We start from the raw sequence: 24,333 nt of genomic DNA, 5'->3' as shown, positions 1-24,333 counted from the left end.
GGGTCAGGGGCGGCGGATGATGGCCGCCGCGGCGGCGACGTTGATGACGACGATGGCGATCCAGGTGATCAGCAGGCCCGCGATGCCCGCGCTGCCGGCCGCGATCGCCGTCAGGGGGATGCCGATGCCCATCGAGCCCAGCGCGACGGGGATGATGCCGGTGCCGCTGGACTTCTGCTTGGGCGGCTTGCGGGGGGCGACGCCCTGATACTGCAGCTCGGCGGCGACGCGGGCGGCGATCGTCGCGTCGATGCGCTCGACCAGCGAGTCGACCAGCGCGGCTTCGTATTCGGGCCCGAGGTCGCGGCGGGCGTCGAGCGTCGCCTGAAGATCTTCGCGCATGGGACTCGTCTCTCGCATGCTGGCCATCCTGCACTCCGGGCGGCGCGCCGTCATCAGACCTGAGAGCCATCTTCGCCTCATCCCCAGGTACGGTGCTGCCATGGAGATCATGACGGCGCGGGGCCCGGCGCGCGTCGAGATCGACGAGGCGGAGCGCGCCCGGGTGCTGCTGGTGCTGACGCACGGGTCGGCCGGGGGAGTCGACGCGCCCGACCTGCTGGCGGTGCGGGACGCGGCGCTGGGGGCGCGGGCGCACGTGGCCCGGGTGACGCAGGCGTTCCGGGTGGCGGGGGCGCGGGCGCCGGGGTCGGCGGAGCGGCAGGACGAGGCGTGGCTGACCGTGCTGGGGGAGCTGCGGGCGCGCTGGCCGGAGCTGCCGCTGGTGCAGGGCGGGCGGAGCAACGGCGCGCGGGTGGCGTGCCGGACCGCGAAGGCGGCGGGGGCGGCGGCGGTGGTGGCGCTGGCGTTCCCGTTGCACCCGCCGGGCAGGCCGGAGCGTTCCAGGGCGGAGGAGCTGCGGGGCGCCGGGGTCGACGTGCTGGTGGTGAACGGGGACCGGGATCCGTTCGGGGTGCCGGAGGCGGCGGACGCGGCGCGGCTGGTGGTGCTGCCCGGGGAGGGGCACGACCTGAAGAAGGACCCCGCCCGGGTGGGTGAGGTGGTGGCCGACTGGGTGAAGCTCTACTGGAGGTAGCCGGGGCCCCGGCCCGTGAGGGGCCGGTGGCCGCATGAGGAGCGTGCGGTCAGGCCGCGCCGACCATGGGTTCGGGCCGGTGCGGGGCGATGGCGGTGCCGCCAGGAAGGAGCTCCCCGGTGTCCTCGAACAGGACGACGCCATTGCAGAGGAGGCTCCACCCCTGCTCGGGGTGCCAGGCCAGGGTGCGTGCGGCCTCGCGGTCGGGCGCCTCGGCAGACGGACAGGCCGGGTCGTGCGGGCACATCGGCGTGCCTCCGATATCTCGTGGGTGGCTCCCGGTGGGGGCGGGAGCGGCTCGGGTATTCGTTTCCAGCAAGTGTGCGACGTATGTCACATGTTCCGACATAGTCCGTTAGGACGGTTGGAGGAGGATGCACTTTGGCGTGTGACCTTCGACACAGCGTGCCTTATGCAGGATAACGGTCCAAGCGAGACACGCACACTACGTTTCCAAGCCTCGGAGCAATGCGTCGAGACCGCGTTCGAAGTCGGCGTCGGCCCGTTCGTCGCGCCGGATCCACTCGTCCGCCTCGGGGTCGGCCCAGCCCGACTGCTGCACCTCGACCGCCACGCTGCCGAACACGAACGCCCGCAGCGACCGTACGGCGTCGGCCGCGTCGGGCAGGCCCGCGTCGGCGAGCTGGGAGATCTGCTCGCCGATCGCCACGGCGGTGCCGCCCTTGGGCGGCTTGGTGAGCGCCAGGGCCAGCACGCCCGGATGGTCGCGCAGAACCTCCCGGCTGGCCCGGCACCACGCCCTGGCGGTCTCCTGCCAGGTGCCGGCGGGCTCCACCTGGACGGCGGTGACATGCTCGGCCAGCGCGTCCATCAGCGCCTCCTTGCCGCGGGGCAGGTGGTGGTAGATGGCCATCGCCTCGACCTCCAGGGCGTCGCCCAGGCGGCGCATGGTGAGCCTGCGCAGGCCCTGGGTGTCGGCGATGTGCAGCGCGGCCTCGATGATCCGCTCGCGCGAGAGGGGGACGGGTGGTCGCTTGGCGGGCATGGAGATCATCTTACTATGTAAAGGGCGCCGGCCGGGGGACGTCCGGTTGCCGGGCGTGGCGCCGGACGGCGTACGCTTGTCGCTGGTAAGAGCCGACAGTGCTGACGACAGTGGTGAAGGGCAGAGTTCGATGGCGTTTTTCCGTCCGCGGGTCAGCCGCGAGGCCGAGGTCCGCTTCCACGCGGATGTGGAGATCTCCAAGAGCTACCCCGCGCTGCTCGACAAGGCCCGTGAGGCCGAGAGCACGCTGCGCGACCTGCGGGCCGCCGACGCCGACGACGTCGAGCTGATGGCCGCCGGGATCGCGTTCGACCAGGCGCTGACCGAGGCGCTGCGCGCGGCCGAGGCGGGCCAGCGGGCGACGTTCGGCGTCAAGGCCTACGACGACCGGATCGCCCGCCGCAAGGCCAAGGCGACGCCGGCCGGGGCCATGTGGACCGCAGAGGTGGAGCGGCTGCGCACGCTGCGCGAGAACAACCGCATGTGGGGCATCCCGCGCGTCCCCCGCCCGGTCCCGGCCGTCCGCTGACGCTTCCGCAGACATGAGAAAGCCCCGGCCGGGTGGCCGGGGCTTTTCCTGGTGGGTGGCCGGTCAGCTGGCCCAGTCGAGCAGCGGGCGCGTGTTGCTGGGGTGGCGCAGCTTCGACAGCGACTCCTTCTCCAGCTGCCTGATGCGCTCCCGGGTCAGGCCCATGTGCTTGCCGATCTCGTCGAGCGTGTGCGGCTTGCCGTCCACCAGGCCGAACCGCAGCGCCATGATCTTGGCCTCGCGCGGCGACAGGTTCTGCAGCACGCCCCGGAGCTGGTCGCCCAGGAGCTGGCGGTCGACGATCTCCGACGCCTCCGGCGAGTCGACGTCCTCGATGAGGTCGCCGATCGTGGTCTCGCCGTCCTCGCCGATGGTCGCGTTCAGCGAGATCGGCTGGCGGCTGGTGCGCAGCAGTTCCTCGATCTGGTCGGGCGTCTTGTCCAGCTCGACGGCCAGCTCCTCCGGCGTGGGCTCGCGGCCCAGCCGCTGGTGCATGTCACGCTCGATGCGCGACAGCTTGGAGAGCATCTCCAGCACGTGCACGGGCAGCCGGATGGTGCGGGCGGAGTCGGCGAAGCCGCGCTGGATGGCCTGCCGGATCCACCACATGGCGTAGGTGGAGAACTTGAAGCCCTTGGTGTAGTCGAACTTCTCCACGGCCCTGATGAGGCCCAGGTTGCCCTCCTGGACGACGTCCAGCAGGGACATGCCGCGGTCGGTGTACTTCTTGGCCACGGACACCACCAGCCGGAGGTTGGCCTCCAGCATGTGGTCCTTGGCGGCCTTGCCGTCCTCGACCACCATGAGCAGGTCGTCGCGGGCGGCGGGGGACAGGTCCTCGCCGATCTCCAGCTTGTACTCGGCGTACAGCCCGGCCTCGATGCGGCGGGCCAGGTCGACCTCCTGCGCGGCGGTGAGCAGCGTGCGGCGGCCGATCGACTTGAGGTAGGTGTGCACCGAGTCGCCCATGACCGACTGGTTGTCGTCCAGGTCGAGGGGCTCGCTCTCCAGCTCGGCCTCCTCGGCCTGCAGGACCAGCTCGTCGGGCACGTCCTCGTCGCCGGTTTTTGCGTTGGCGGCCCCGGAGTCGGTAGTCTCGGGACTCGAAGCCTTCTTCCTGGTGGAGCGCTTGGCGGCGGGCTTCCTGGCGGTCTTCCGGGCCTGGGCGGGCGCCTTGGCAGGCGGCTCGTCACCGGCGGCCAGGCTCACCCCGGCGTCGGTCAGCTCGCGCAGGATCGACCTGCCCTCGGCGGGGCTGATGCCCGCGTGGGCGAATGCGTCACGCAGGTCCGCGAGAGAGAGGTGACCCTGGGCTCGCCCTCGGTCAATCAGCTGCTCGAGGGTTGCGGGTGGGGTCGCCACGGCGGTTCGGGGCATGAGGACACCTCCTCCAACGGAGTGGAAGCGATTCTGGGCGTTTTGGGTGGGGCGGCCCGGCTCCGGCCGCACGACTCACCAGTATCAATAACGCCGATCCGCGCTATTTGTTCCCGAGGGGTGAAAAACGCCCAAAAGGGTGACCGGTGGCGCTATTCGGCCAGCTCGAACTCTCCCTGCCTGGCCTCCGGCATGGGCATCGGGTTGGCCTCCTCCAGGCGATCGTCCGTCCAGTAGCGGATGACCTCGTCGGGATCGGGGTTGACCTCGCTGGTCACCACGAGACCGTCGTCCGAGGGCCGCGCCGAGGGAAGCCCGGTCGGAGATGTGGACGGGGTGGGCTGCGCGGGCTGCACCACCGACTTCTCGATCACGGCCCGGGTCTGCCTGGCCTGGTCGAGCCTGCCCGCCGAGGCGGCCGCCGCGACGGAGACGCCACCGGCGACGATCACGCCGACGGCCACCGCGGATGCCCACATCTTGCGGGTCTGGTCCATGAACACTCCCTCCGTCTCTTCCCCACTATGACGCACGCACAAGTCATCAGGTTCCGGACTTGAGGCGGATCAGGTCGGTCTTCCCGTTCGCCAGCAGGGGCATGCTCGGCAGGAGCCGCAGGTCACGCGGCACGGCGTACGGCGGCAGCCGGTCGGCGCAGTAGGCCCGCAACTGGGCCAGCGTCGGCGGCGCGGCGGGGTCGGCGGGCACGACGGCGGCCACCACGAGCTCGCCCCACTCGGGGTCGGGGCGGCCCACCACGGCCACGTCGGCCACTCCGGGATGGGCGCCGATGACGGCGGCCACGGACGCGGCCGGCACCTTCTCGCCGCCGGAGTTGATGACGTCGTCGGCCCGGCCCAGCACGCGCAGCCGCCCGTCCGCCAGCTCGCCCAGGTCGGAGGTGACGAACCAGCCCCCGTCGAGCGGGCTCCCGGCACGGCCCCGGTAGCCGGAGAACAGCACCGGCCCGGACACCTCGATCCGCCCGTCCTCGCCGACCCGCACGTCCACGCCGTCGAGGGGCGCGCCGTCGTACACGCACCCGCCGCTCGTCTCGCTCATGCCGTACGTCGTCACCACCCGCGCGCCGAGCGCGGCCGCCTCGGCGAGCAGCCCCGGCCGGGGCGCGGCCCCGCCGAGCAGGACGGTGCGGAACCCCGACAGGTCGGCCCGCATCTCGACCAGCCGGTGGAGCTGGGTGGGCACCAGCGACACGTGGTCGGCGCCCGACTCCAGCACCGCCACCGGGTCGAAGCGCTCGTGCAGGATCGGCTCGCTCTCGCACAGCAGCGACCGGACGAGCACCTGGAGGCCGGAGACGTGGGAGACGGGCAGGCAGCACAGCCACCGCTCGCCCCTGGACGCGCCCAGGCGGCGCAGCGAGGCCGCCGCCGAGGCGCGCAGCGCGGCGGCGGAGAGCATCACGCCCTTGGGGGTCCCCGTGCTGCCGCTGGTGGCGATGACCACGGCCACGCCGGCAGGCACCCCGGCGCCGCCGGCGAGCCGTGCGCCGCCCGCGTGGGTGGGGCGCAGCGCCTCGACCGCGGCGGCCTCCTGGCCGGGGATCAGGGGCAGCACCGCGGGGCCGTCGCCGGACAGCGCGTCGCGGACCGCCGCGAACAGCCGCGGCCCGGCGGGCAGCGCGACCGCGTGCAGCGGGCGGTCCGGATGCGACGGGTTCCTCCACATGCTCGTAAGGTTAATGGCGTCAGATCGGGCAGCGGCGCAGGGAGGGTCGTGACGCGTTCTCCCGTGGTCTTCCGGATTCCGATGCGCACCAGGTTCCGGGGACAGACCGTCAGGGAAGGGGTGCTGCTGCACGGACCGGCGGGGTGGGGCGAGTTCTCGCCGTTCCCCGAGTACGGGCCGCGCGAGTGCGCCCGGTGGCTCGCGTGCGCGCGGGAGGCCGCCTTCGACGGCTGGCCCGCGCCGGTACGCGACGCGGTCCCGGTCAACGCCACCGTGCCGGCGGTCGGGCCGGAGCAGGCCCACGACCTCGTCCGGCGTTCCGGCTGCGGCACCGCGAAGGTCAAGGTGGCCGAGCCGGGGCAGCCGTTCTCGGCGGACGTGGCGCGGGTGGAGGCCGTGCGTGACGCGCTCGGCCCCTCGGGGCGGGTCCGGATCGACGCCAACGGCGCCTGGGACGTCGGCGAGGCCGTGCGGCGGCTCAAGGAGCTCGACCGCTTCGGGCTGGAGTACGCCGAGCAGCCGTGCGCCACGCTGGAGGAGCTGGCGGCCGTGCGGCGGGCCTGCGACGTGCCGATCGCGGCCGACGAGTCGATCCGCCGCGCCGAGGACCCGCTGCGGGTCAGGGCGGCGGAGGCCGCCGACATCGCGGTCGTCAAGGTGCAGCCCCTGGGAGGCGTGCGCGCGGCGCTGAGGGTAGTGGAGGCGTGCGGGCTGCCGGCGGTGGTGTCGAGCGCCGTGGAGACCTCCGTGGGGCTGGCCGCGGGCGTGGCGCTGGCGGCGGCGCTGCCGGAGCTGCCGTACGCGTGCGGGCTCGGCACGATGTCGCTGCTGTCGGGCGACGTGGTGGCCGATTCGCTCGTCCCCGAGGGCGGGATGCTGCCCGTACGCCGCCCGGATGTAAGTTTTGAGCATTTGTCGGATTTTGAGATTGATTGTCCGTCGTGGCTACGCCGGATGCAGGAGGCGTCACTGTGAACCCCGCTACCGCGCTGGCCACGGTCCTGGTCGACGAGCTGGTGCGCTGCGGCCTGACCGACGTGGTGATCGCGCCCGGCTCCCGCTCCGCCCCGCTCGCCCTCGCGCTGCACGCCGAGTCGCGCGTGCGCCTGCACGTGCGCATCGACGAGCGCTCGGCCTCGTTCCTGGCGCTGGGCCTGGCCAGGCGCTCCGAGCGGCCCGTCGCGCTGCTGTGCTCGTCCGGCACCGCCACGGCCAACTTCCACCCCGCCGTCATCGAGGCGAGCGAGTCGAACGTGCCGCTGCTCGTGCTCACCGCCGACCGCCCGCCGGAGCTGCGCGGCACCGGCGCCAACCAGACCATCGACCAGCTCAAGATGTACGGCACCGCGACCCGGTGGTTCGCCGAGGTCGGCGTGCCGGAGGAGCGGCCCGGCCAGGTGGCCTACTGGCGGTCGCTGGCCTGCCGTGCCTACCAGCGGGCGGCGGGCCCGGCCGACCCCGGGCCGGTCCACCTGAACCTGCCGTTCCGCGAGCCGCTGATCCCCGACGGCGACGACTCCTGGTGCGAGCCGCTCGACGGCGGCGCGGCCGGGCCGTGGGTGCGCGCCCGCGTGGCGCCGCCGCCCGTCGCCCTGCACATCGCGCCCACCCGGCGCGGCGTGCTCGTGGTCGGCGACGGCGCGGCCAACGTGCGCCGCTACGTGGCGGCGGCCGGGATGGCCGGCTGGCCGGTGCTGTCGGAGCCCAACGGCGGCGGACGCTATGGCGACCACGCCATCTCCACCTACCACTACCTGCTCGGCATGCCCGAGTTCGCCGACTCCCATCGGCCCGACGTGGTCGTCACGCTCGGCCGGCCCGGCCTGTCCCGGCCGCTGCTGTCGTGGCTGAAGCGGGCCGAGGAGCACATCGTGGTCTCGCCCGGCCTCGACCGCTGGCCCGACCCCACCCGCTCGGCCACGCAGGTGGCGCAGGCGGTGGAGATCCCGGTCGCGGCCGGCGACGACAGCTGGCTGCACGCCTGGCGGCAGGCCGACCAGGCGGCGCGCACGGCGCTCGACGACGTGCTCGACGGCTCCGGGCTGAGCGAGCCCCGGCTGGCCCGCGACCTGGCGGACGGGCTGCCCAACGGGTCGCTGCTGTTCTGCGGGTCCTCCATGCCGATCCGCGACCTGGACCAGGCGATGCGGCCCAGGCGCGGCATCAGGGTGCTGGCCAACCGGGGCGCCTCCGGCATCGACGGGCTGGTCTCGTCGGCGATGGGCGCGGCGCTGGCCCACAACGGGCCCTCCTACGCGCTGCTCGGCGACCTGTCGTTCCTGCACGACCAGAACGGGCTGATCCTCGGGCCGCGCGAGCCCCGGCCTGACCTGTGCCTGGTGGTGGTCAACAACGACGGGGGCGGCATCTTCTCGCTGCTGCCGCAGGCGGCGGTGCGCGACCCGTTCGAGCGGGTGTTCGGCACGCCGCACGGGGTGGACCTCGGCTACGTGACGGCCGCGACCGGGACCCCGTACACGCTGGTGCAGGACATCTCGGAGCTGCCGAAGGCGCTGCGCGGGCAGGGGCCGAGGGTGGTGGAGGTGCGCACCGACCGCGAGGCCAACGCGATCGTGCACGGCCACCTGCGCGAGGCCGCCCAGGAGTCGATCGCGACCTACCTCAAGGAGCTGTAGCCGGCCTCCGGCCTCCGGGGGGTCAGGGGGCGGTGAGGCCGTCGTAGGGACCCGGCGGGGCGCCGGCCCAGGCCGGAGGCAGGAGCTGGGCGTCGAGGCCGGTGATGCGCAGCAGGCGGGCCAGCGACGCCGGGACCTCGGCCAGGACCAGCGCGGTCCCGGCCGACTCGGCGTGCAGCCGGGCGGCCACCAGCGCGCCCAGCCCGGCCGCGTCGGCGAACGTCAGCCCGCTCACGTCGAGCACCACCTCGCCGGGCCCGCGCGCGGCGGCCTCGCGCAGGCGGGCGCGCAGCAGGGGAGTGGTGGCGATGTCGAGCTCGCCCGAGACCACGACGGTCACGCGGCCGTCACGGAGGGTGGTCGTCAGGTGGAAGTCCATGGGCGTTCGCCGTTCTCGTGCCGGGGTGGAGAAAGGGCGGCCAGGCGAAGAATACTCCACGTCGCGCCGTGGTGACAGAATGAGACCTATCCGTAGCCATCCGCGGTCACCGTTCGATGAGCGTGACCTCCAGCGAGTAGTGCGAGGCCCGGTAGACGTGCGAGCCGTGCTCGACCGCCCGGCCCTGGTCGTCGTAGGTGGTGCGGATCATGGTCAGCAGCGGGGCGCCGCGCCGTTCGTCCAGCAGTCTGGCGTCGGCCTGGTTGGCGGCGCGGGCGCCGATGCGCTGGTTGGCCACCCGCATCCGCACCCCGGCGCCGCGCAGCAGCTCGTACAGGCCGCGCACCTCCAGGTCGGCGGCGGTGATCTGGGCCAGGCCGATGGGCAGCCAGTTGTGCATGAGCGCCAGCGGCTCGCCCGCGGCGAAGCGGAGCCGCTCCACGTAGAGCACCTGGCTGCCGGGCTCGACGCCGAGGATGGCCGCGATCTGCTCCTCGACCGGGCGGGGCTCCAGGGTGAGCACCTGGGTGGCCGGCTCCTGGCCGGAGCGGCGCAGGTCGTCGTAGAGGCTCGTCAGCTCGACCGAGCGCTTGACCTGGCCGTGCACGACCTGGGTGCCGACGCCGCGCTTGCGCACGAGCAGGCCCTTGTCGACGAGATACTGGATCGCCTGGCGGATCGTCGGCCGCGACAGCCCGAGCTTGTCGGCCAGCAGGATCTCGTTGTCCAGCCGGGATCCGGGCGCCAGGTCGCCCCGCCGGATCGCTTCGGCGATCTGCTCGGCCACCTGGAAGTAGAGCGGCACGGGGCTGGATCGATCCAGGTCGATCGCCAGATTCGCGGTCATGCTGATCAGCTTAACCGAGGTCAGAATGTCCAGACAAATGCTCGCCGGACAGCAGTGCGGGCAGCTCGGCGAGCGTGGTGATGCGCGGGAATCCCGCGGGCGGCGGGGCGACGCCGAGGCGGTCCAGCCAGGCCGAGCGCATGCCGGCCGCGGCGGGGCCGCCGTTGGTCAGCACGCCCAGGCGGAACCCGCGCAGCGCGGCCACGGCCGCCGCCGCGTCGGGGTAGGCGCGCCACGCCTCGCGGTAGCGGCGCGCGTACGAGGCGAAGGCCGTGTCGGGGTCGTCCGGCAGGTCCAGGCCCAGCTCCGCGCAGAGCGCCCGCACGCGGCGGCGGCGCTGCTCCTGCCAGGAGCACTCGCCCGCGTGCCAGGCCGCCAGGTGCGGCTCCTCCAGCGCCTCCCACAGCCGGGCTGCCTCGGCCAGGCGCGGGTGGCCGGGCGCGTGCTCGGCCACCCAGGCGGTGATGCCGGCGTCGGCGGCCGCCCGGTGGTCGAGCAGCGTGCCGTCGAGATCGAACAGGACGCCCCGGACCGCGCTGGTGATCACACCGTCATCCTGCCACCGGGCCGCTCCCTCGGCGATGCTCGCCCGCCTGCCGGACGTGGTCGATCATGAGACGTTCGGCGGCCGGGCCGTCGCCGGCCTCCAGGGCGGCCAGGATGCGCTCGTGCGCGTCGAGCTGGCGGGCCGCCTGGCCGGCGTCCAGCCACAGCGAGACGCCGGGCGGCACCGGGAAGCTGTTGCGCACGGCCCTGGCGTGCTGGCCGAGGAAGGCGGGGCCGCCGATGTCGGCGATCCGCAGGTGGAAGTGCCTGCTCTGCTCGGCCAGGCGGTCGAGCCTGCCCTCGGCGGCGTCGCGGGCCATCGCGGCGTGCAGCTCGCGCAGCCAGGCCAGGTCCTCGGCGGTGACGCGGGCGGCGGCCAGCCGGGCGCCCAGGCCCTCGACGACCGCGCGCAGGCCGTAGAACTCCTCCAGCGCGTCGTCGCCCAGGTCGACCACGGTGGCGCCGTGGTGCGCCTCGTAGCTGATCAGCCGGTCCTTCTCCAGGCGGCGCAGCGCCTCGCGCACCGGCGTCACCGAGACGCCGAGCCGCTTGGCGAGCGCCCCGGCGCGCAACGCGGTGCCGCCGGGGATCCGGGCCGTGCGGATCTCCTCCAGCAGGACGCTGTAGACGTAGTCGGCCTTGCTCATGGGCGGCCGGGGCTCGGTGGTCATGTGTTCCTCAGGGCCGGCGGAATTGACCTATGACATATTTCTTATAACTTACAGAACTATGACAAGCCTCGCAGACCTTCGGGTCATCGACGCCGCGACGCTGTTCGCCGGGCCCTCCGCCGCCATGATGCTCGGCGACTTCGGCGCCGACGTCGTCAAGATCGAGCACCCACGCCGCGGCGACCCGTCACGGGGGCACGGGGCGTCGGCCGGCGGGGTCGGGCTGTGGTGGAAGTCGCTGTCACGCAACAAGCGGGCCGCCGCCGTCGACCTGTCGCGGGCCGAGGGGCAGGAGATCCTGCGCCGCCTGACCGCCCGCTCCGACGTGCTGGTGGAGAACTTCCGCCCCGGCACGCTGGAGCGCTGGAACCTGTCGCCCGAGGACCTGATCGCGGCCAACCCGAGGCTGATCGTGGCCAGGATGACCGGCTTCGGGCAGAGCGGGCCGATGGCCGGGCGGCCCGGGTTCGGCACGCTGGCCGAGGCCATGAGCGGCTTCGCCGCGATGACCGGCGAGCCGGACGGGCCGCCCACGCTGCCGCCGCTCGCGCTCGCCGACGGCATCGCCGGCCTGGCCATGAGCTACGCGATCATGGTCGCGCTGCACGCCCGCGAGCGCACCGGGCGCGGCCAGGTGATCGACATGGCCATCATCGAGCCCATCCTCGGCCTGCTCGGCCCGCAGATGACCGCCTACAAGGCGCTCGGCGTGGTGCCGCCGCGCACCGGCAACCGGTCCAGCAGCAACGCCCCGCGCAACACCTACCGCACCCGCGACGGCCGCTGGCTGGCCGTCTCCACCAGCGCGCAGCCCATCGCCGAGCGCGTCGTCACCCTCGTGGGCCGGCCGGACCTGGTCGAGCAGCCGTGGTTCGCCACCGGCGCGGGCCGGGTCCAGCACGTCGACGAGCTCGACGAGGCCGTCGCCGCCTGGATCGGCGAGCGCGACGCCGCCGAGGTCATCGCCCGCTTCGAGGAGGCGCAGGCGGCCGTCGCCCCCATCTACGACGTCACCGACATCGCCGAGGACCCGCAGTACGCGGCGCTCGGCACGTTCGTCGAGGTGCCCGACGAGGAACTCGGCTCGGTCGTCATGCAGAACGTGCTGTTCCGGCTGTCGGACACGCCCGGCGAGGTGCGCTGGCCGGGCCGCCGCCTGGGCCGCGACACCGACGAGGTGCTCGGCGAGCTCGGCTACGCCGCCGCCGACCTGGCCCGGCTGCGCGAGAGCGGGGTGATCGCGTGACGGCCCCGCCCGCGACGCCGCAGCCCGTGACGCCGCCCGTGACCTGGCTGTACGTGCCGGGCGACCGGCCGGACCGGTTCGCCAAGGCCGCCGCGTCCGGGGCCGACGTGGTGATCATCGACCTGGAGGACGCCGTCGCGCCCGCCCGCAAGGACGAGGCCCGCGCCCACGCCGTCGCCTACCTGCGCGGGCGTCCCGGCGACGGCGCGGTCCACGTACGGATCAACGACCTGGCCACCCCGCGCGGGCGCGACGACCTGGAGGCGGTCGGCGGCCTGGCGGGCGCGGTGCGGCTGCCCAAGGTGGAGCCCGGGACCCCGCTGGAGCTGGTGGAGCGGCTGGGGGCGCGGGCGTACGCGCTGCTGGAGTCGGCGGCGGGGATCGCGGGGGCGCGCGAGATCGCGGCTCATCCGAGCGTGGCGGGGGTCGCGCTCGGCGAGCAGGATCTCGCGGCCGAGCTGTCGATCACCGACGAGGGCGCGATGAACCACCTGCGGATGCGGGTGGTGCTGGCCGCGGCGGCGGCCGGGCTGCCGCCGGTGCCGATGTCGGTCTACCCGGACGTGCGCGACGAGGCCGGGCTGCTGGCCTCGTGCGCGGCCGGGCGGGGGATGGGCCTGTTCGGCAGGACCGCGATCCACCCCCGGCAGATCCCGGTGATCCGGCGGGCCTTCCGGCCGGGCGAGGAGGAGACCGCCAGGGCCGCCGAGATCGTCCGGGCCGCCGAGGAGGCCGAGGCCGCCGGGGCGGGCGCGGTGGCGCTGCCCGACGGCCGGTTCGTCGACGCGCCGATCGTCGCCCGCGCCCGCCGCACCCTGGAGCTGGCCGCCAGGCTCCGCGACGACCTGCCCTGACGGCGGCGGTCAGGGCGTCCAGCGCGCGGAGAGCTCCTCGTCGGCGGCGGGCGGGCCGGGCAGCTCGCGGTGGGCCGGCGGGATGCGCAGCGAGTCCATCATCAGGGCCAGGTAGCGGTGGCGGAGCTGGGAGGTGCGTTCCTCGTCGCCCAGCTTGATCGAGGCGATCTGCTCGAACAGCAGCGCGAGGTCGGCCACCGTCACGTCGGGGCGCAGCACGCCCGCCTCGACCGCCCGGCGGTGCACCTCCTCGGCCACCTCGGCCGAGCGCACCGCGTCATGGTAGAGCTCCTCCGTGGGGTGGAAGGTGCCCGCCAGCTTGATCGTCAGTGAGTTGGTGTCGGCGTCCACGATGCCGCGCATGTAGCCGGCGAACGCCTCCCACGGGTCGCCGTCGTCGGCGAGCGCCCGCTCGGTCACGGCGATGTAGAGCTTGAGCCCGTCGCCGCAGAGCTTCTGCAGCAGCGCCTCCTTGCTGGGGTAGCGCCGGTAGAGGGCGCTGATGCCGACGCCCGCCCTCTCCGCCACGGCCGCGATGGGGGCGCCCGGATCGGCGGTGAAGACCGCCCTGGCCGCCTGGAGGATCAGCTCGTCGTTCCGTGCGGCCTGCGCCTTGCGGCCGCTCATGGGTGCGGTGGTCATGACCCCATCATACGGGAACGTACAATTCCGTTCTGACTGACGTGACTGCTTGGTCCGCATGTCTATACATAGAGTTGATATTGAGGTACAACCGGGGCGAGGCCGTTGCTCATGGAGGTGTCCGATGAGACGAACCCCGATCGTGCTGGCCCTGGCGAGCGCGCTGGCGCTGAGCGGCTGCTCGGCGCCGGCCGGACAGCGGACGCAGGAAACGGCGGCCGCGACGGCGCCCCCCGCGTCCGGCGGCGGCAGCTACGCCGTCATCACCCACGGCGCCCCCGGCGACTCCTTCTGGGACGTGGTCAAGAACGGCGCCGAGGCCGCCGGCAAGCAGTACGGCGCGCGGGTCACGTACCAGGGCGACGGCGACCCCGCCAAGCAGTCCCAGCTCATCGACCAGGCGGTGTCGGCCAAGGCCGACGGCGTCGTGGTCTCCATGGCCAACCCCGACGCGCTGCGCGAGTCCATCGGCAGGGCCGTCGCGGCCGGCATCCCGGTCGTCACCATCAACTCGGGCGCCGGCGAGTCCAAGGCGCTCGGCGCGATCACGCACGTCGGCCAGTCGGAGGACGTGGCCGGGCGCGGCGCGGGCGAGCAGCTCAAGGCCGCCGGCGTGACCAAGCTCCTGTGCGTCATCCACGAGGCCGGCAACGTCGGGCTCGACCAGCGCTGCAAGGGCGCCGAGGAGACGCTCGGCGGCGCCGTCGAGCGGCTGCAGGTCGACATGAACAACCTGCCGGACGTGACCTCCAAGGTCGCCGCCAAGCTCCAGTCCGACCAGCAGGTCAACGGCGTGCTCGCGCTCAACCCGGCCGTCGCCGTCGCCGCCCGCGACGCCATCAGGGACGCCGGGTCGCAGGCCAAGCTGGCCACCTTCGACCTGTCGGCGGACGTGGTGACCGCCATCGGCGACGGCGAGATCCTCTTCGCCGTGGACCAGCAGCAGTACCTGCAGGGCTACCTGCCGATCGTCTTCCTGCACCTGTACAAGAACAACCTCAACACCGTCGGCGGCGGCCTGCCCGTCAACACCGGCCCCGGCTTCGTCACCAAGGACAACGCCCAGCAGGTGGCCGAGCTGGCCGGGGCGGGCACCAGGTGACGGACGAGCGGCTGGCCCGCGCCGGCGTGCTGCGCCGCCTGCTGATCCGGCCCGAGCTGGGCGCGGTCGTCGGGGCGATCGTGGTGTTCGCGTTCTTCGCCGCGCAGTCGCCCGTCTTCCGCTCGCTCGACGGCGTCGCCAACTGGCTCGACCCCGCCTCGACGCTCGGCATCATGGCGGTGGCGATCGCGCTGCTCATGATCGGCGGCGAGTTCGACCTGTCGGCGGGCGTGCTCACCGGCACGACCGGGCTGATCCTGGTCACGCTCGCCACCGAGTACGGCTTCAACGTGTGGCCGGCCATGCTGGTCAGCCTCGTGGTCGCGCTGGCCGTCGGGCTGCTCAACGGGCTCATCGTCACCCGCACCCGGCTGCCCAGCTTCATCGTGACGCTCGGCACGTTCCTCATGCTCCAGGGCGTCAACCTGGGCGTCACCAAGGCGCTCACCGGCACCGTCCAGGTCGGCGGGCTGCGCCAGGCCGGCGGCTACGCCTCGGCCCAGGCCGTGCTCGGCGGCACGGTCGAGGTCGCCGGCACCCCGTTCCGGGTGGCGATCCTGTGGTGGCTGCTCGTCACCGCCGCCGCCACCTGGGTGCTCATGCGGTCACGGCCCGGCAACTGGATCTTCGCGGTGGGCGGCGACGAGCGGGCCGCCCGCGCCGCCGGGGTGCCGGCCGCCCGCACGAAGATCGCGCTGTTCATGACGACGGCGTTCGCGGCCTGGCTGGTCGGCTCCATGCTGGCGCTGCGCTACACGTCCGTGCAGGCCAACATCGGCATCGGGCAGGAGTTCATCTACATCATCGCCGCCGTGATCGGCGGCTGCCTGCTCACCGGCGGGTACGGCTCGGCCGTCGGCGCGGCGATCGGGGCGGTGATCTTCGGCATGGCCGACAAGGGCATCGTGTTCCTCGGCTGGGACGCCGACTGGTTCAAGTTCTTCCTGGGGGCCATGCTGCTGCTGGCCACGCTGGCCAACCGCCTGGTCCGGCGCTACGCCGAGGAGGTGCGGCATTGATCCTGGAGACCCGCGGCATCGGCAAGTCGTTCGGCTCGGTGCTGGCGCTGCGCGAGGTGTCGATGGGCGTCGAGGCCGGGCAGGTCACCTGCGTGCTCGGCGACAACGGCGCCGGCAAGTCGACGCTCATCAAGATCCTGGCCGGGGTGCACCGGCACGACTCGGGCGCGCTGCTCGTCGACGGGGCCGAGGTGCGCCTGTCCGGGCCGCGCGACGCGCTGGAGCGCGGCATCGCCACCGTCCACCAGGACCTGGCGATGATCCCGCTGATGTCGGTGTGGCGCAACTTCTTCCTCGGCGCCGAGCCGCGCCGGGGCCTGGCCTTCGACGTGCGCACGGCGCGGCGGGTGGCCAGGGAGGAGCTGCGCGCGATGGGCATCGACATCCGCGACGTGGACCAGCCGGTCGGCACGCTGTCCGGCGGCGAACGGCAGTCGGTGGCGATCGCCCGGGCGGTCCACTTCGGCGCGCGGGTGCTCATCCTCGACGAGCCCACCTCGGCGCTCGGCGTCAAGCAGGCCGGGGTGGTGCTGCGCTACATCGCGCGGGCCAGGGACCGGGGGCTCGGCGTGGTGTTCATCACGCACAACCCGCATCACGCCTACCCGGTCGGCGACCGGTTCCTGCTGCTCAAGCGGGGGACGAGCCTGGGGGAGTACGCCAAGGCCGACATCAGCAGGGAACGGCTGACCGCGCTGATGGCCGGTGAGGCGGAGCTGCGGGCGCTGGCCCACGAGCTGGAACGGGAGTGAGATCTACGTTGTAAAGGCGCCCGGCCGGACGAATACCCTTACGGTGACAAAACACCAAATATCACCGATTAGGGAGCTGTTTCGTGTCTCGTGAAGCCGTGTGGGCCGTCATCTCCGCGATGTACGCGGCCTATACCCGGGGGGACCGCGCGGGGATCGACCGCCTGCTGCATCCGGAAGCCACGATCTTCGACTCGGCCGCGCCCGAACTGATCACCAGCAGGCAGCAGCTCGACAAGGTACGCGACGCCCGGCCCGCCGACGGCCCCGGCGAGACCGGCCTGCACGCCTACGACGAGGTCGTGGACGTGTGGGGCGACACCGCGCTGGCCCGCTACCTGCTGCGCGTGGACTACGCCTCCGGCGAGCACGAGATCGTCAGGACGACCAGCGTGCTGCGCCTCGTGGAGGGCTCCTGGCTCATCGTGCACGTCCACGAGAACACCATCTGACCTGCGCGTATCCTGATACGGCAAGGCGGGGCGCACAGGCCGGGCGGCACGGCCCGGGCGGCGCGCACAGGAGAGCGGTGAGGGGGCGGCCCTATCGTGCGGCAAGACTTCACGCCCCCCTCCGAGGAGCCCCCATGACCGCCGTCGAGCAACGGACGCTGCCCATCGGCGCGGCGTTCGACCGGATGCCGTTCACCCGCAGGCACGTGCTGATCGCGCTGGCCCTGTTCATCGCCTTCGTGATCGAGTCGTGGGAACAGCTCGCGCTCATCTACGTCGCCGGTGACCTGGGCGCCCAGTTCGGCGTCGACGAGGCGGGCATCGGCCTCGTGCTGTCGGCCGTGGCCTTCGGTATGATCCCCGGCGTGCTGATCTGGGGGCCGGTGGCCGACCGGATCGGGCGCAAGCCGGCCGCGTTCTGGTCGCTGCTGGCCTACGGGGTGGTCGCGTTCGCCTCGGCGTTCTCTCCGAACCTGGAGACGCTGGTCACCCTGCGCGTCGCCTCCGGGCTGGCGCTGGCCGGCGTCTACACGATCACGTTCCCGTACTTCCTGGAACTGCTGCCGACCCGGCACCGCGGGCGGGCGGCGGTCTACCTGTCGATCGGCTGGCCGATCGGCATGCTCGCGGCGATCGGCGCGTCGGTCGCGCTGGGCTCGCTCGGCTGGCACGTCGTGGTGATCGCCAGCGCGGCGGCCGGGCTGTGGGCGTTCGCGATCCGGGCCTGGGTGCCCGAGTCGCCGTACTGGCTGGCGGCGCGCGGACGCCAGGAGGAGGCGCGGGCGGTGCTGCGCTCGCTCGGCAGCGCCGACGCCGACGCGACCTTCACCGTCTCGGCCACCCGGGTGGGCAACCCGCTCGACCTGTTCCGCGGGCGGCTGGCCCGCATCACCGTGCTGATGCTGGTGCTGAACTTCGCGTTCAACTGGGGCTACTGGGGGCTGCAGACGTGGCTGCCGACGCTGCTGCAGGAGAAGGGGCTCAGCCTGTCGGCCTCGCTCGGGTTCGCGGCCCTCAGCGCCGTGATGATGATCCCCGGGTACGTGAGCGCGTCGCTGCTGACCGGGCGGTTCGGGCGCAAGAAGGTCTTCCTCGTGTACGTGGTCGCCGCCGTGCTGGGCGGGCTCTGGTTCGCCACCGCGGGGTCGACCGTGGAGCTCTACCTGGGCAACTTCGTGCTGGCGTTCTTCAGCATGGGCGCCTGGGGCGTCTGGAACACCTGGAACGGCGAGTTCTACCCGACGGCGCTGCGCGGCACCGGCTACTCGTGGGCGACGGCCGCCCAGCTCGTCGCCACGGCGGCGGCCCCGTCGGCCGTGGGCGCGATGCTGGCCGGGGCGACCGGGTTCACCGCGACCATCCTCATCATCAACGCGTTCATGGTGGTGACGGCGCTGCTGGCGGTGCCGCTGCCGGAGACGGAAGGGCGCGAGCTGGAGTGATCCTGGGCGTCTGTCTCGGACGGCCGCCGTCGCCGGTGACGGTGGCCGTACGGGACGGCGTGCCCGTGCCCGCCCCCCGGGCCGCCCGGGGGGCCAGGGCCGTGTGCGTGGCCGTCGACCTGGACGGGGCGCCACTGGCCCCGGTGGCGGCGATCCGGGTGGGCGGCCCGTGCCCGGAGGTGCTGAAGCCGCTGGTGGGATGGCCCGAGGGGTCCGGCGTGGCGGCGATCGTGCGGGGCGGGCACAGCCTGACCGGGCGGCCGCTGGCCCCGCTCGACACCGAGGCGGTCCGGCGCTTCGCCGAAGGGTGCGGGCTGAGCGACTTCGCGGTCACGGCGACGGGCTCGCCGGTGCTGGCCGATCACGAGCTGGCCGTCGCCTCGATCGTCGCCGAGGCGGTGCCGGGGGCGCGGATCACGCTCTCGTACGAGTTCGGCGGCCGTGGGCTGCGCGAGCGGGAGCACGACGCGATCCTCAGCGCCGCGCTGGGCCCGCACGCCGGACGGGTGGCCGACGAGGTGGCGGGCCGGTGGCCGGGCGTGCCGGCGTACTTCGCGCGCTCGGGCAGCGGCCTGGTGTCGGCGCACTACTTCCGCCGCTACCCGCTGGCGTGCCGGGCCGGGGCGACGGCGGCGCGCGACCGGGGGACGGCGGCAGGGCTGGCGGGCGACGCGGCGGCCGCCTTCGGGGCTACGGCCGGCGGGCCGGAGGCGCAGGTCGAGCGGATCGTGCGGGCGCTGGGTCGGGCCGAGCTCGACCGGGCGCTGCGCGACGCCGAGGACGAGGTGCTGACCCGGGTCGTCAGCGCGGGCGCCGCGCCGGGGTCGGCCCGGGTGGTGGAGACGACGGTCAACCCGCTGTCGTACCTGCCCGACGGGCTCTACCGGGTCCGCGTGACCGCCGAGGGGGCGACGCCGTGACATCACCCGGCACGACGGGTTCCGGCGCCGCCGGGCGGATCGGCGCGGCGGAGCTGGCCGCGTACGTGGCGGGGTCGCGGCTGTTCGCCACCGGGGCCGCCGAGTCGGCGTTCAGCCTGGCGGCCGACTGGGCGGGATCGGTGATCGGCGACGGCGTCGAGGTGGTGGCCGCGGGCGACCTGCCGCAGGACGTGCGCTGCGTGGCCGTGAGCCTGGTCGGCTCGACGACCGCGCTGGGCGAGCTGCTGCCGTCGGGCGACGAGCCGGCGCGGGCCGTACGGGCGCTGGAAGGCCGGCTGGGCGGGCGGGCCGGGGCCGTCGTGGCGCTGAACCTGGCCGCCGAGAACGCGCTCATCCCGCTCGTGGCCGCGGCGGCGCTCGGGGTGCCGCTGGTCGACGGCGACGGGACCGGGCGGGTGTTCCCGCTGGTGGAGCAGACGACGTTCGCGCTGGGCGGGGTCCCGGCGACGCCGCTGGCGCTCGCCGGGGCCTCCGGCGAGGTCGTGGTGATCGACACCGCCGCCGACCGGGTGGAGGAGCTGCTGCGGCCGGTGGTGCTGTCCGTGGGCGGCTGGGCGGTGACGGCCTGCTACCCGATGTGCGCCGGCGTGCTGGCCCGCGTGCTGGTGCCCGGCACCGTGAGCCGGCTGCTGCGCGCCGGCGCGCCCGGGACCGCCCGCGCGGTGGCGGCGCCGTACGGGGTGCGGACGCTGTGCCGGGGCCGCATCCTGGCGGTCGAGGGCAGCACCGGGCACGGGGCCGAGCTGGCGCTGCCGTCGCTGCCGTCGAGCATCGTCGTCCGGGAGTCCGGCGGCCTCGGGCGGCTCGTCCGGCTGGAGGCGCACAACGAGATCGTCCTGGCGCTGGCCGACGGCGCGGCCGTGGCGATGGCGCCGGACCAGATCTGCATGATCGCCGCGGACGGCGGGACGGTGGTGGACGTGGACAAGGCGGCTCCCGGCATGGAGGTGGAGATCATGGTGGTGCGGGCGGCCCCGGTCTGGCACACCGGCCCCGGCCTGGCCCTCGGCGGGCCGCGCGCGTTCGGGCTGCCGCTGTGAGCGCGGCAGGCCGGGTGGGGTCCGGGTGGGAGGCCCCGGTGACGGTGGCCGAGCTGGTGGACGCCGGGCCGCTCGCGGGGGCGCGCATGTACGGGACCGGCGAGAACCCCGTGCACCGGGTGCGCATCGTGGACGAGCTGTCGGTGCTGTCGACGGTGACGCCCCACACGGCGGTGGTGCTGATCGGCGCGGCGGCCGGCGGCGGGTGGGCCGTGGAGATGGCCATGCGCCGGGCCTGGGAACAGGCGGCGGCGTGCGTGATCGCGCCCTCGGGCGGGCTGAGCGCCGGCTCCGGGGCCGTGCTGGCGGAACGGCTCGGCGTGACGTTGATTTTCGTGGACGAGGACCCGCTCGTGACCGCCGTACGGGTCGCGTCGGCGGCGTCGCGTCCCGAGGCGGCGCGCACGCAGCTCGTGGCCAGGTGCGCCACCCGGCTGGCGGAGGCGGGCACGTCGGCCCGGCGGGTGCTGGGCGTGCTCAACGCCGAGCTGCCGGGCACCTCGGTCGCCTTCGTGGACCCGTACGGCCAGCTCCTGGCGGGACGCGCCGCCGGGGCGGCGGGACACCGCCCGCGCGACGGCGGCCCGGCGCCCGAGGGGCGGGCCGGTGGCGGGGTGCTGGCGGAGGTGGCGGTGCCGGACCGCGACGGGGACGCGCTGGGGACGCTGGTCGCGGGCGGCGCGGCGCGTTCCCCCGGCTGGCCGTCCGTGGTGCGCGCGGTGCTGGGGCTGGCGGTGGCGCCGCTGGTGGCCTGGGCCGCCGCCGAGCGCCTGTCGGCCTCCCGTGACTTCGTCCACCAGGAGTCCCTGGCCGAACGCCTCCTGGCCCGGCACGCCCGCCCCCTGGAGGAGGGACACGGCCACGCACCGGAGAGCCCGCGGACGGCGGACGGCGAGGAGCCGGACGAGGTGCGGGGGCGGGCGGCGGCGCTGGGGTGGGCGGTGCGGGGGCCCGTGACCGGGTTCCTGGTGCTGCCCGCCGACGGGGTGACGGGGGCCGAGGCGGCGGGGCGGGCGCAGGCGGTCATCGCCGCCACCGTCGGGGAGGCGCCGGTGCTGCGGCGGGGCGGCGGCTGGGCCGGCTGGTCGGCGGCGGCGCCGGACGAGCTGGCCGGGCGGCTGGCGCGGTGCGTGGCGGCGATGCCGTGGCCGTGCGCCGCCGGGGCCGGGGCCGCCGCCGTGGGGCTGGACGGGGTGGGGGAGTCGCTGCTGGGCGCGGAGGCCGCGGCGTTCGTGGCCGGGCCGGGCCGGGTGGCGCGGGCGGACCGGATGGGGCCCGCCGAACTGCTCGGCGCGCTCCCCGCCGGGGTGCTGAAGGCGCCCGCCACGGTGGTCCTGCGCCCGCTGCTCGCCGTGGACAAGGACGGCAGCCTGCTGGAGACGCTGGCCGCCGTCCTCGACGAGGGCGGCGCGCTGCGGGCGGCGGACCGGCTGGGCGTGCACCGCAACACCGTCACCGCCCGGCTGGAACGGGTCCGGGCGGCGGGCTTCGACCTGGAGGACCCGGCGTCACGGCTGGCCCTCCAACTCGCCTGCCACGTCGTGCTGCGCTGACCGGCCCCCCGCCGGCCTGGGTCAGGGCGGGCCGAGGTCGCCGGGAAGCCCCGCGTGGAAGGCGCGCTCGTACGCCTCGGGGGTGAGTGCCGCCCTGACGGCCCGCGTGACGCGGTCGACGTCGGCGCGCTCGGCCGGGGGCAGCGGGGCGTGGACCGCGTCGCGGGCCGCGGCGGCGGCGCCGAGCAGCCGGGCCGCCCGGGTGTGGTCACCGGCGAGGGCCGCGGCGCCGGCCAGCCCTTCGCAGGCGAGGGCGAGCGCGCGCGGGTCGCCGGTGCGGCGGGCGTGGCCGAGCCCCTCCCGGTGGAGCGCCAGCGCAGCGGCGGCGTCGCCGCGCTGTTCGGCGATGAAGCCGAGCTCCGCCAGGATGAACGCCGTCCCGTGGTCGCCCTCCCAGCGGCGGCACCAGTCGAGCCAGGCGCGCAGGTGGGCCTCGGCGTCGTCGAAGCGGCCCTGGCGGCGGGCCACGATCCCGAGGCCGACCTCGGCGAACTCCTCGCCGCGCCGGTAGGCGTGGGCCGCGGCCAGCCGGCGGGCGCGTTCGTGCAGGTCGCGGGCGTGGTCGAGGTCGCCGGTGAGGATGGCGGTGCGGCCCAGCCTGGACAGCATCTTGGAGGCGTCGCTCCACAGCTCCAGGTCGCGGGCGAGCCGGTGCCCCTCCTCGCGCAGGCGCCCTGCCTCGCCGTAGTCGCCGGACATCTCGGCCAGGTCGCCCAGGACGTAGGCGGTCTGGAGCAGGCCCCAGCCGTCGCCGACGTCGCGGAAGAGCGCCCGCGCCCGGCGGGCGTCCGCGTCCGCCTCGACGGCCCTGCCCTGGTAGAGATGGACCTCGGCGCGGACCGACAGGGCGGCGGCGGCCCCCCACTGGTCGCCCAGGGCGTCGAAGGCGTCGTGGGCCAGCCCGGCCAGGCGGAGCGGCACGCCGGGGTCGCCGAACCCGGCCCTGGCCAGCGCCACGAACCAGCGCGCCCGAGCCTGCCCGGCCGGGTCGGCGACCGTGTCGTACAGCTTGAGCGCGGCCCGGCTGCCCGCCTCGCCGGTCTCGCCCGGGTCGTCGGCGTCCAGGAGGAACAGGGACATGCCCGCCCGCCAGGCGCGGGCGGCCGCCTTCAGCTCCGGGCCGCCGCCGGTCGACAGCGCCAGGTCGAACGAGCGCCGCGCCTCGGCGAACCGGCCCCGCAGGAACCAGAACCAGGCCAGCGCGCCGACCAGCCGCAACGCGGCACCGCCACCGGTCCTGACGCCAGTCCCGGTGCCGAGGCTGGTGCCGGTGCCGGGGCTGGTGTTGGGGTTCGTCCGGGCGGCGTGGGCGAGGGCGGCGCGGGTGTTGGCCGTCTCGGCCTCCAGCCGCCGCAGCCACAGGCGCTGCTCGGGGCCGCGCAGCCGGGCGTCGGCGTGCTCGGCGAAGGCGGTGTAGTGGGCGAGGTGGCGGTCGCGCGTGGCCCGGTCGTCGTCACCGGCGCCGGCCAGGCGCTCCGCGCAGTAGGCGGCGACCGACTCCAGCAGCCGGTAGCGGCCCTCGCGCTGATGCACGAGGGACCGGTCGACCAGCCGGGCGAGCAGGCCGAACACGTCGTCACGGCCCACCGGCCCGCCCGCGCAGACGGCCTCGGCCGCCTCCAGGGTGCAGCCGTCGGCGCAGACGGCCAGGCGGCGCAGCACGATCCGCTCCGGCTCGCTGAGCAGGCCCCAGCTCCAGTCGATGGCCGCGCGCAGCGTGCGCTGCCGTGCCGGGGCGCCGCGCAGGGTCGCGGTCAGCAGGCGGAAGCGGTCGTCGAGGCGGGCGGCGAGATCGGTGACGGGCATGGCGCGCACCCGCGCGGCGGCCATCTCCAGAGCGAGCGGGATGCCGTCGAGGCGGCGGCAGATCGTGGCCACCGCCTCCGCGTCGCCCGGTCCCAGGCGGAAGCCCGGGTCGGCGGCGGTGGCGCGGGCGACGAAGAGCCGCACCGCGTCCGAGCGTTCGGGGCGCTCGTCGTACGGATCGGGCAGGGACAGCGGGGCGACGGGCCACAGGCGCTCACCCGCGACGGCGAGCGGCTCCTGGCTGGTGGCCAGGACGCGCAGGGCGGGGGCGGCGCGCAGCAGGCGCGTGGTCAGCTCGGCGACGGGCTCGACGACGTGTTCGCAGTTGTCCAGGACGAGCAGGAGGTCGCGGCCGGCGAGGGCGTCGGCGAGGCGGCCGGGCCGGGAGCGGGCGGGGGCGCGGACGTCGTCGCGCAGGCCGAGCACCGCCGCCACGGCCTCGTGCACCTCGGTGGCGGTGCGCGCGGGGGCGAGCTCCACCAGCCAGGCCCCGTCGGGGTGGCGGGCGGCGACCTGCCCGGCCGCCTCCAGCGCCAGCCGCGTCTTGCCGACGCCGCCCGCGCCGGTCAGCGTGATCAGCCGCTCGTCGGCGAGCAGCGCGCCGATGCGGCGCACCTCCTCCTCCCGGCCGATCAGCCCGGTCAGCGGCGCGGGCAGGTTCCCCCGGGCCCGCGCCCCCGTCCCGTCGGCGAAGCCGGCAGCGTCGGGAGCGTCGGGGTCGGGGGCGGGGGCGGGGGTGAGGGGGGGGGCCTGGCGGGGGATCGCCTC

At 74.8% G+C, this 24,333-nt stretch carries 26 protein-coding genes; 14 read left to right on the top strand and 12 right to left on the bottom strand.

The window, feature by feature from the left end; all coding sequences use genetic code 11:
* Nucleotides 1-3: 3 nt before the first annotated feature.
* Nucleotides 4-360, bottom strand: coding sequence for a hypothetical protein (locus KME80_RS33005; protein WP_219510459.1), 357 nt, complete (start codon nucleotides 358-360; stop codon nucleotides 4-6).
* Nucleotides 361-442: 82 nt separating this feature from the next.
* Here KME80_RS33005 and KME80_RS33000 point away from each other — a divergent pair, with 82 nt between their 5' ends.
* Entirely contained in the window at nucleotides 443-1,036 is a 594-nt protein-coding gene (locus KME80_RS33000; RefSeq protein WP_219510458.1) for an alpha/beta hydrolase family protein, read from the top strand.
* A 49-nt stretch (nucleotides 1,037-1,085) separates the two neighbouring features.
* Here the strand turns inward: KME80_RS33000 and KME80_RS32995 are convergent, their stop codons facing one another.
* The gene (locus tag KME80_RS32995; protein ID WP_219510457.1) at nucleotides 1,086-1,283 is read right to left on the bottom strand and encodes a DUF5999 family protein; all 198 of its coding nucleotides are present in this window, start codon (nucleotides 1,281-1,283) and stop codon (nucleotides 1,086-1,088) included.
* Between the two features lie 198 nt (nucleotides 1,284-1,481).
* Nucleotides 1,482-2,042 (bottom strand): TetR/AcrR family transcriptional regulator C-terminal domain-containing protein, encoded by a 561-nt coding sequence (locus KME80_RS32990; RefSeq protein ID WP_219510456.1) that lies wholly within the window; start codon nucleotides 2,040-2,042, stop codon nucleotides 1,482-1,484.
* A 130-nt stretch (nucleotides 2,043-2,172) separates the two neighbouring features.
* On the opposite strand from KME80_RS32990, the gene KME80_RS32985 reads away from it, so the two are divergent.
* The gene (locus tag KME80_RS32985; RefSeq protein WP_219510455.1) at nucleotides 2,173-2,571 is read left to right on the top strand and encodes a hypothetical protein; all 399 of its coding nucleotides are present in this window, start codon (nucleotides 2,173-2,175) and stop codon (nucleotides 2,569-2,571) included.
* Between the two features lie 63 nt (nucleotides 2,572-2,634).
* Here KME80_RS32985 and KME80_RS32980 read toward each other — a convergent pair whose 3' ends face one another.
* The 3 genes from KME80_RS32980 to KME80_RS32970 all read right to left on the bottom strand — a co-directional run bounded on the left by KME80_RS32980 (nucleotide 2,635) and on the right by KME80_RS32970 (nucleotide 5,637).
* Nucleotides 2,635-3,948 (bottom strand): RNA polymerase sigma factor, encoded by a 1,314-nt coding sequence (locus KME80_RS32980; protein WP_219510454.1) that lies wholly within the window; start codon nucleotides 3,946-3,948, stop codon nucleotides 2,635-2,637.
* A gap of 152 nt (nucleotides 3,949-4,100) precedes the next feature.
* The gene (locus KME80_RS32975) at nucleotides 4,101-4,445 is read right to left on the bottom strand and encodes a hypothetical protein (RefSeq protein WP_219510453.1); all 345 of its coding nucleotides are present in this window, start codon (nucleotides 4,443-4,445) and stop codon (nucleotides 4,101-4,103) included.
* A 46-nt stretch (nucleotides 4,446-4,491) separates the two neighbouring features.
* On the bottom strand, nucleotides 4,492-5,637 hold the full coding sequence (locus KME80_RS32970) for an AMP-binding protein (protein ID WP_219510451.1): 1,146 nt from the start codon (nucleotides 5,635-5,637) through the stop codon (nucleotides 4,492-4,494).
* 81 nt (nucleotides 5,638-5,718) lie between these two features.
* On the opposite strand from KME80_RS32970, the gene KME80_RS32965 reads away from it, so the two are divergent.
* Nucleotides 5,719-6,612 carry an o-succinylbenzoate synthase gene (locus KME80_RS32965; protein WP_246646173.1) on the top strand — a complete coding sequence of 298 codons (894 nt, stop codon included), beginning with the start codon at nucleotides 5,719-5,721 and terminating at the stop codon, nucleotides 6,610-6,612.
* Nucleotides 6,609-8,273, top strand: coding sequence for a 2-succinyl-5-enolpyruvyl-6-hydroxy-3-cyclohexene-1-carboxylic-acid synthase (menD, locus tag KME80_RS32960; RefSeq protein WP_219510449.1), 1,665 nt, complete (start codon nucleotides 6,609-6,611; stop codon nucleotides 8,271-8,273). The genes KME80_RS32965 and menD overlap by 4 nt, the downstream gene beginning before the upstream one ends.
* Nucleotides 8,274-8,295: 22 nt before the next feature.
* On the opposite strand, the gene KME80_RS32955 is transcribed toward menD, so the two are convergent.
* The 4 genes from KME80_RS32955 to KME80_RS32940 form a co-directional block, all read right to left on the bottom strand.
* Nucleotides 8,296-8,652, bottom strand: coding sequence for an STAS domain-containing protein (locus tag KME80_RS32955; RefSeq protein ID WP_219510448.1), 357 nt, complete (start codon nucleotides 8,650-8,652; stop codon nucleotides 8,296-8,298).
* 106 nt (nucleotides 8,653-8,758) lie between these two features.
* On the bottom strand, nucleotides 8,759-9,499 hold the full coding sequence (locus tag KME80_RS32950; protein ID WP_219510447.1) for a GntR family transcriptional regulator: 741 nt from the start codon (nucleotides 9,497-9,499) through the stop codon (nucleotides 8,759-8,761).
* A gap of 10 nt (nucleotides 9,500-9,509) precedes the next feature.
* Nucleotides 9,510-10,046, bottom strand: coding sequence for an HAD family hydrolase (locus tag KME80_RS32945; RefSeq protein WP_219510446.1), 537 nt, complete (start codon nucleotides 10,044-10,046; stop codon nucleotides 9,510-9,512).
* A gap of 4 nt (nucleotides 10,047-10,050) precedes the next feature.
* Nucleotides 10,051-10,716, bottom strand: coding sequence for a GntR family transcriptional regulator (locus KME80_RS32940; RefSeq protein WP_246646161.1), 666 nt, complete (start codon nucleotides 10,714-10,716; stop codon nucleotides 10,051-10,053).
* 58 nt (nucleotides 10,717-10,774) lie between these two features.
* Between KME80_RS32940 and KME80_RS32935 the strand changes: the two genes are divergently transcribed.
* Nucleotides 10,775-11,962, top strand: coding sequence for a CaiB/BaiF CoA transferase family protein (locus KME80_RS32935; protein ID WP_219510444.1), 1,188 nt, complete (start codon nucleotides 10,775-10,777; stop codon nucleotides 11,960-11,962).
* Nucleotides 11,959-12,816 (top strand): HpcH/HpaI aldolase/citrate lyase family protein, encoded by an 858-nt coding sequence (locus KME80_RS32930; RefSeq protein ID WP_308126021.1) that lies wholly within the window; start codon nucleotides 11,959-11,961, stop codon nucleotides 12,814-12,816. Before KME80_RS32935 ends, KME80_RS32930 begins: the two co-directional genes overlap by 4 nt.
* 9 nt (nucleotides 12,817-12,825) lie before the next feature.
* On the opposite strand, the gene KME80_RS32925 is transcribed toward KME80_RS32930, so the two are convergent.
* Nucleotides 12,826-13,458: a TetR/AcrR family transcriptional regulator gene (locus KME80_RS32925; protein WP_246646160.1), complete on the bottom strand. Its 633-nt coding sequence runs from the start codon at nucleotides 13,456-13,458 to the stop codon at nucleotides 12,826-12,828.
* Between the two features lie 124 nt (nucleotides 13,459-13,582).
* Here KME80_RS32925 and KME80_RS32920 point away from each other — a divergent pair, with 124 nt between their 5' ends.
* The 8 genes from KME80_RS32920 (at nucleotide 13,583) to KME80_RS52920 (ending at nucleotide 21,759) form a co-directional block, all read left to right on the top strand.
* Nucleotides 13,583-14,560 (top strand): sugar ABC transporter substrate-binding protein, encoded by a 978-nt coding sequence (locus KME80_RS32920; RefSeq protein ID WP_219510442.1) that lies wholly within the window; start codon nucleotides 13,583-13,585, stop codon nucleotides 14,558-14,560.
* Nucleotides 14,557-15,579, top strand: coding sequence for an ABC transporter permease (locus KME80_RS32915; RefSeq protein ID WP_219510440.1), 1,023 nt, complete (start codon nucleotides 14,557-14,559; stop codon nucleotides 15,577-15,579). Before KME80_RS32920 ends, KME80_RS32915 begins: the two co-directional genes overlap by 4 nt.
* On the top strand, nucleotides 15,576-16,331 hold the full coding sequence (locus tag KME80_RS32910) for an ATP-binding cassette domain-containing protein (protein WP_219510438.1): 756 nt from the start codon (nucleotides 15,576-15,578) through the stop codon (nucleotides 16,329-16,331). Before KME80_RS32915 ends, KME80_RS32910 begins: the two co-directional genes overlap by 4 nt.
* Nucleotides 16,332-16,414: 83 nt before the next feature.
* A complete protein-coding gene (locus KME80_RS32905; RefSeq protein WP_219510436.1) occupies nucleotides 16,415-16,783 on the top strand; it encodes a nuclear transport factor 2 family protein in 369 nt (122 codons plus the stop codon).
* Between the two features lie 134 nt (nucleotides 16,784-16,917).
* Nucleotides 16,918-18,225: an MFS transporter gene (locus KME80_RS32900; RefSeq protein ID WP_219510435.1), complete on the top strand. Its 1,308-nt coding sequence runs from the start codon at nucleotides 16,918-16,920 to the stop codon at nucleotides 18,223-18,225.
* Nucleotides 18,222-19,145, top strand: a complete 924-nt coding sequence (locus tag KME80_RS32895) for a hypothetical protein (RefSeq protein WP_219510434.1) — start codon at nucleotides 18,222-18,224, stop codon at nucleotides 19,143-19,145. Before KME80_RS32900 ends, KME80_RS32895 begins: the two co-directional genes overlap by 4 nt.
* Nucleotides 19,142-20,206: a DUF917 domain-containing protein gene (locus KME80_RS32890; protein WP_219510433.1), complete on the top strand. Its 1,065-nt coding sequence runs from the start codon at nucleotides 19,142-19,144 to the stop codon at nucleotides 20,204-20,206. Before KME80_RS32895 ends, KME80_RS32890 begins: the two co-directional genes overlap by 4 nt.
* A gap of 38 nt (nucleotides 20,207-20,244) precedes the next feature.
* Nucleotides 20,245-21,759: a PucR family transcriptional regulator gene (locus KME80_RS52920; RefSeq protein WP_219510432.1), complete on the top strand. Its 1,515-nt coding sequence runs from the start codon at nucleotides 20,245-20,247 to the stop codon at nucleotides 21,757-21,759.
* Between the two features lie 21 nt (nucleotides 21,760-21,780).
* On the opposite strand, the gene KME80_RS32880 is transcribed toward KME80_RS52920, so the two are convergent.
* Nucleotides 21,781-24,333 (bottom strand): ATP-binding protein (locus KME80_RS32880; protein WP_219510431.1); only part of this gene is annotated, 2,553 nt, incomplete at its 5' end.

This window comes from Nonomuraea ceibae, from assembly GCF_019396325.1.
In the GTDB taxonomy this organism is placed as follows: domain Bacteria; phylum Actinomycetota; class Actinomycetes; order Streptosporangiales; family Streptosporangiaceae; genus Nonomuraea; species Nonomuraea ceibae.
This window is presented reverse-complemented; position numbering and strand designations above follow the sequence as displayed.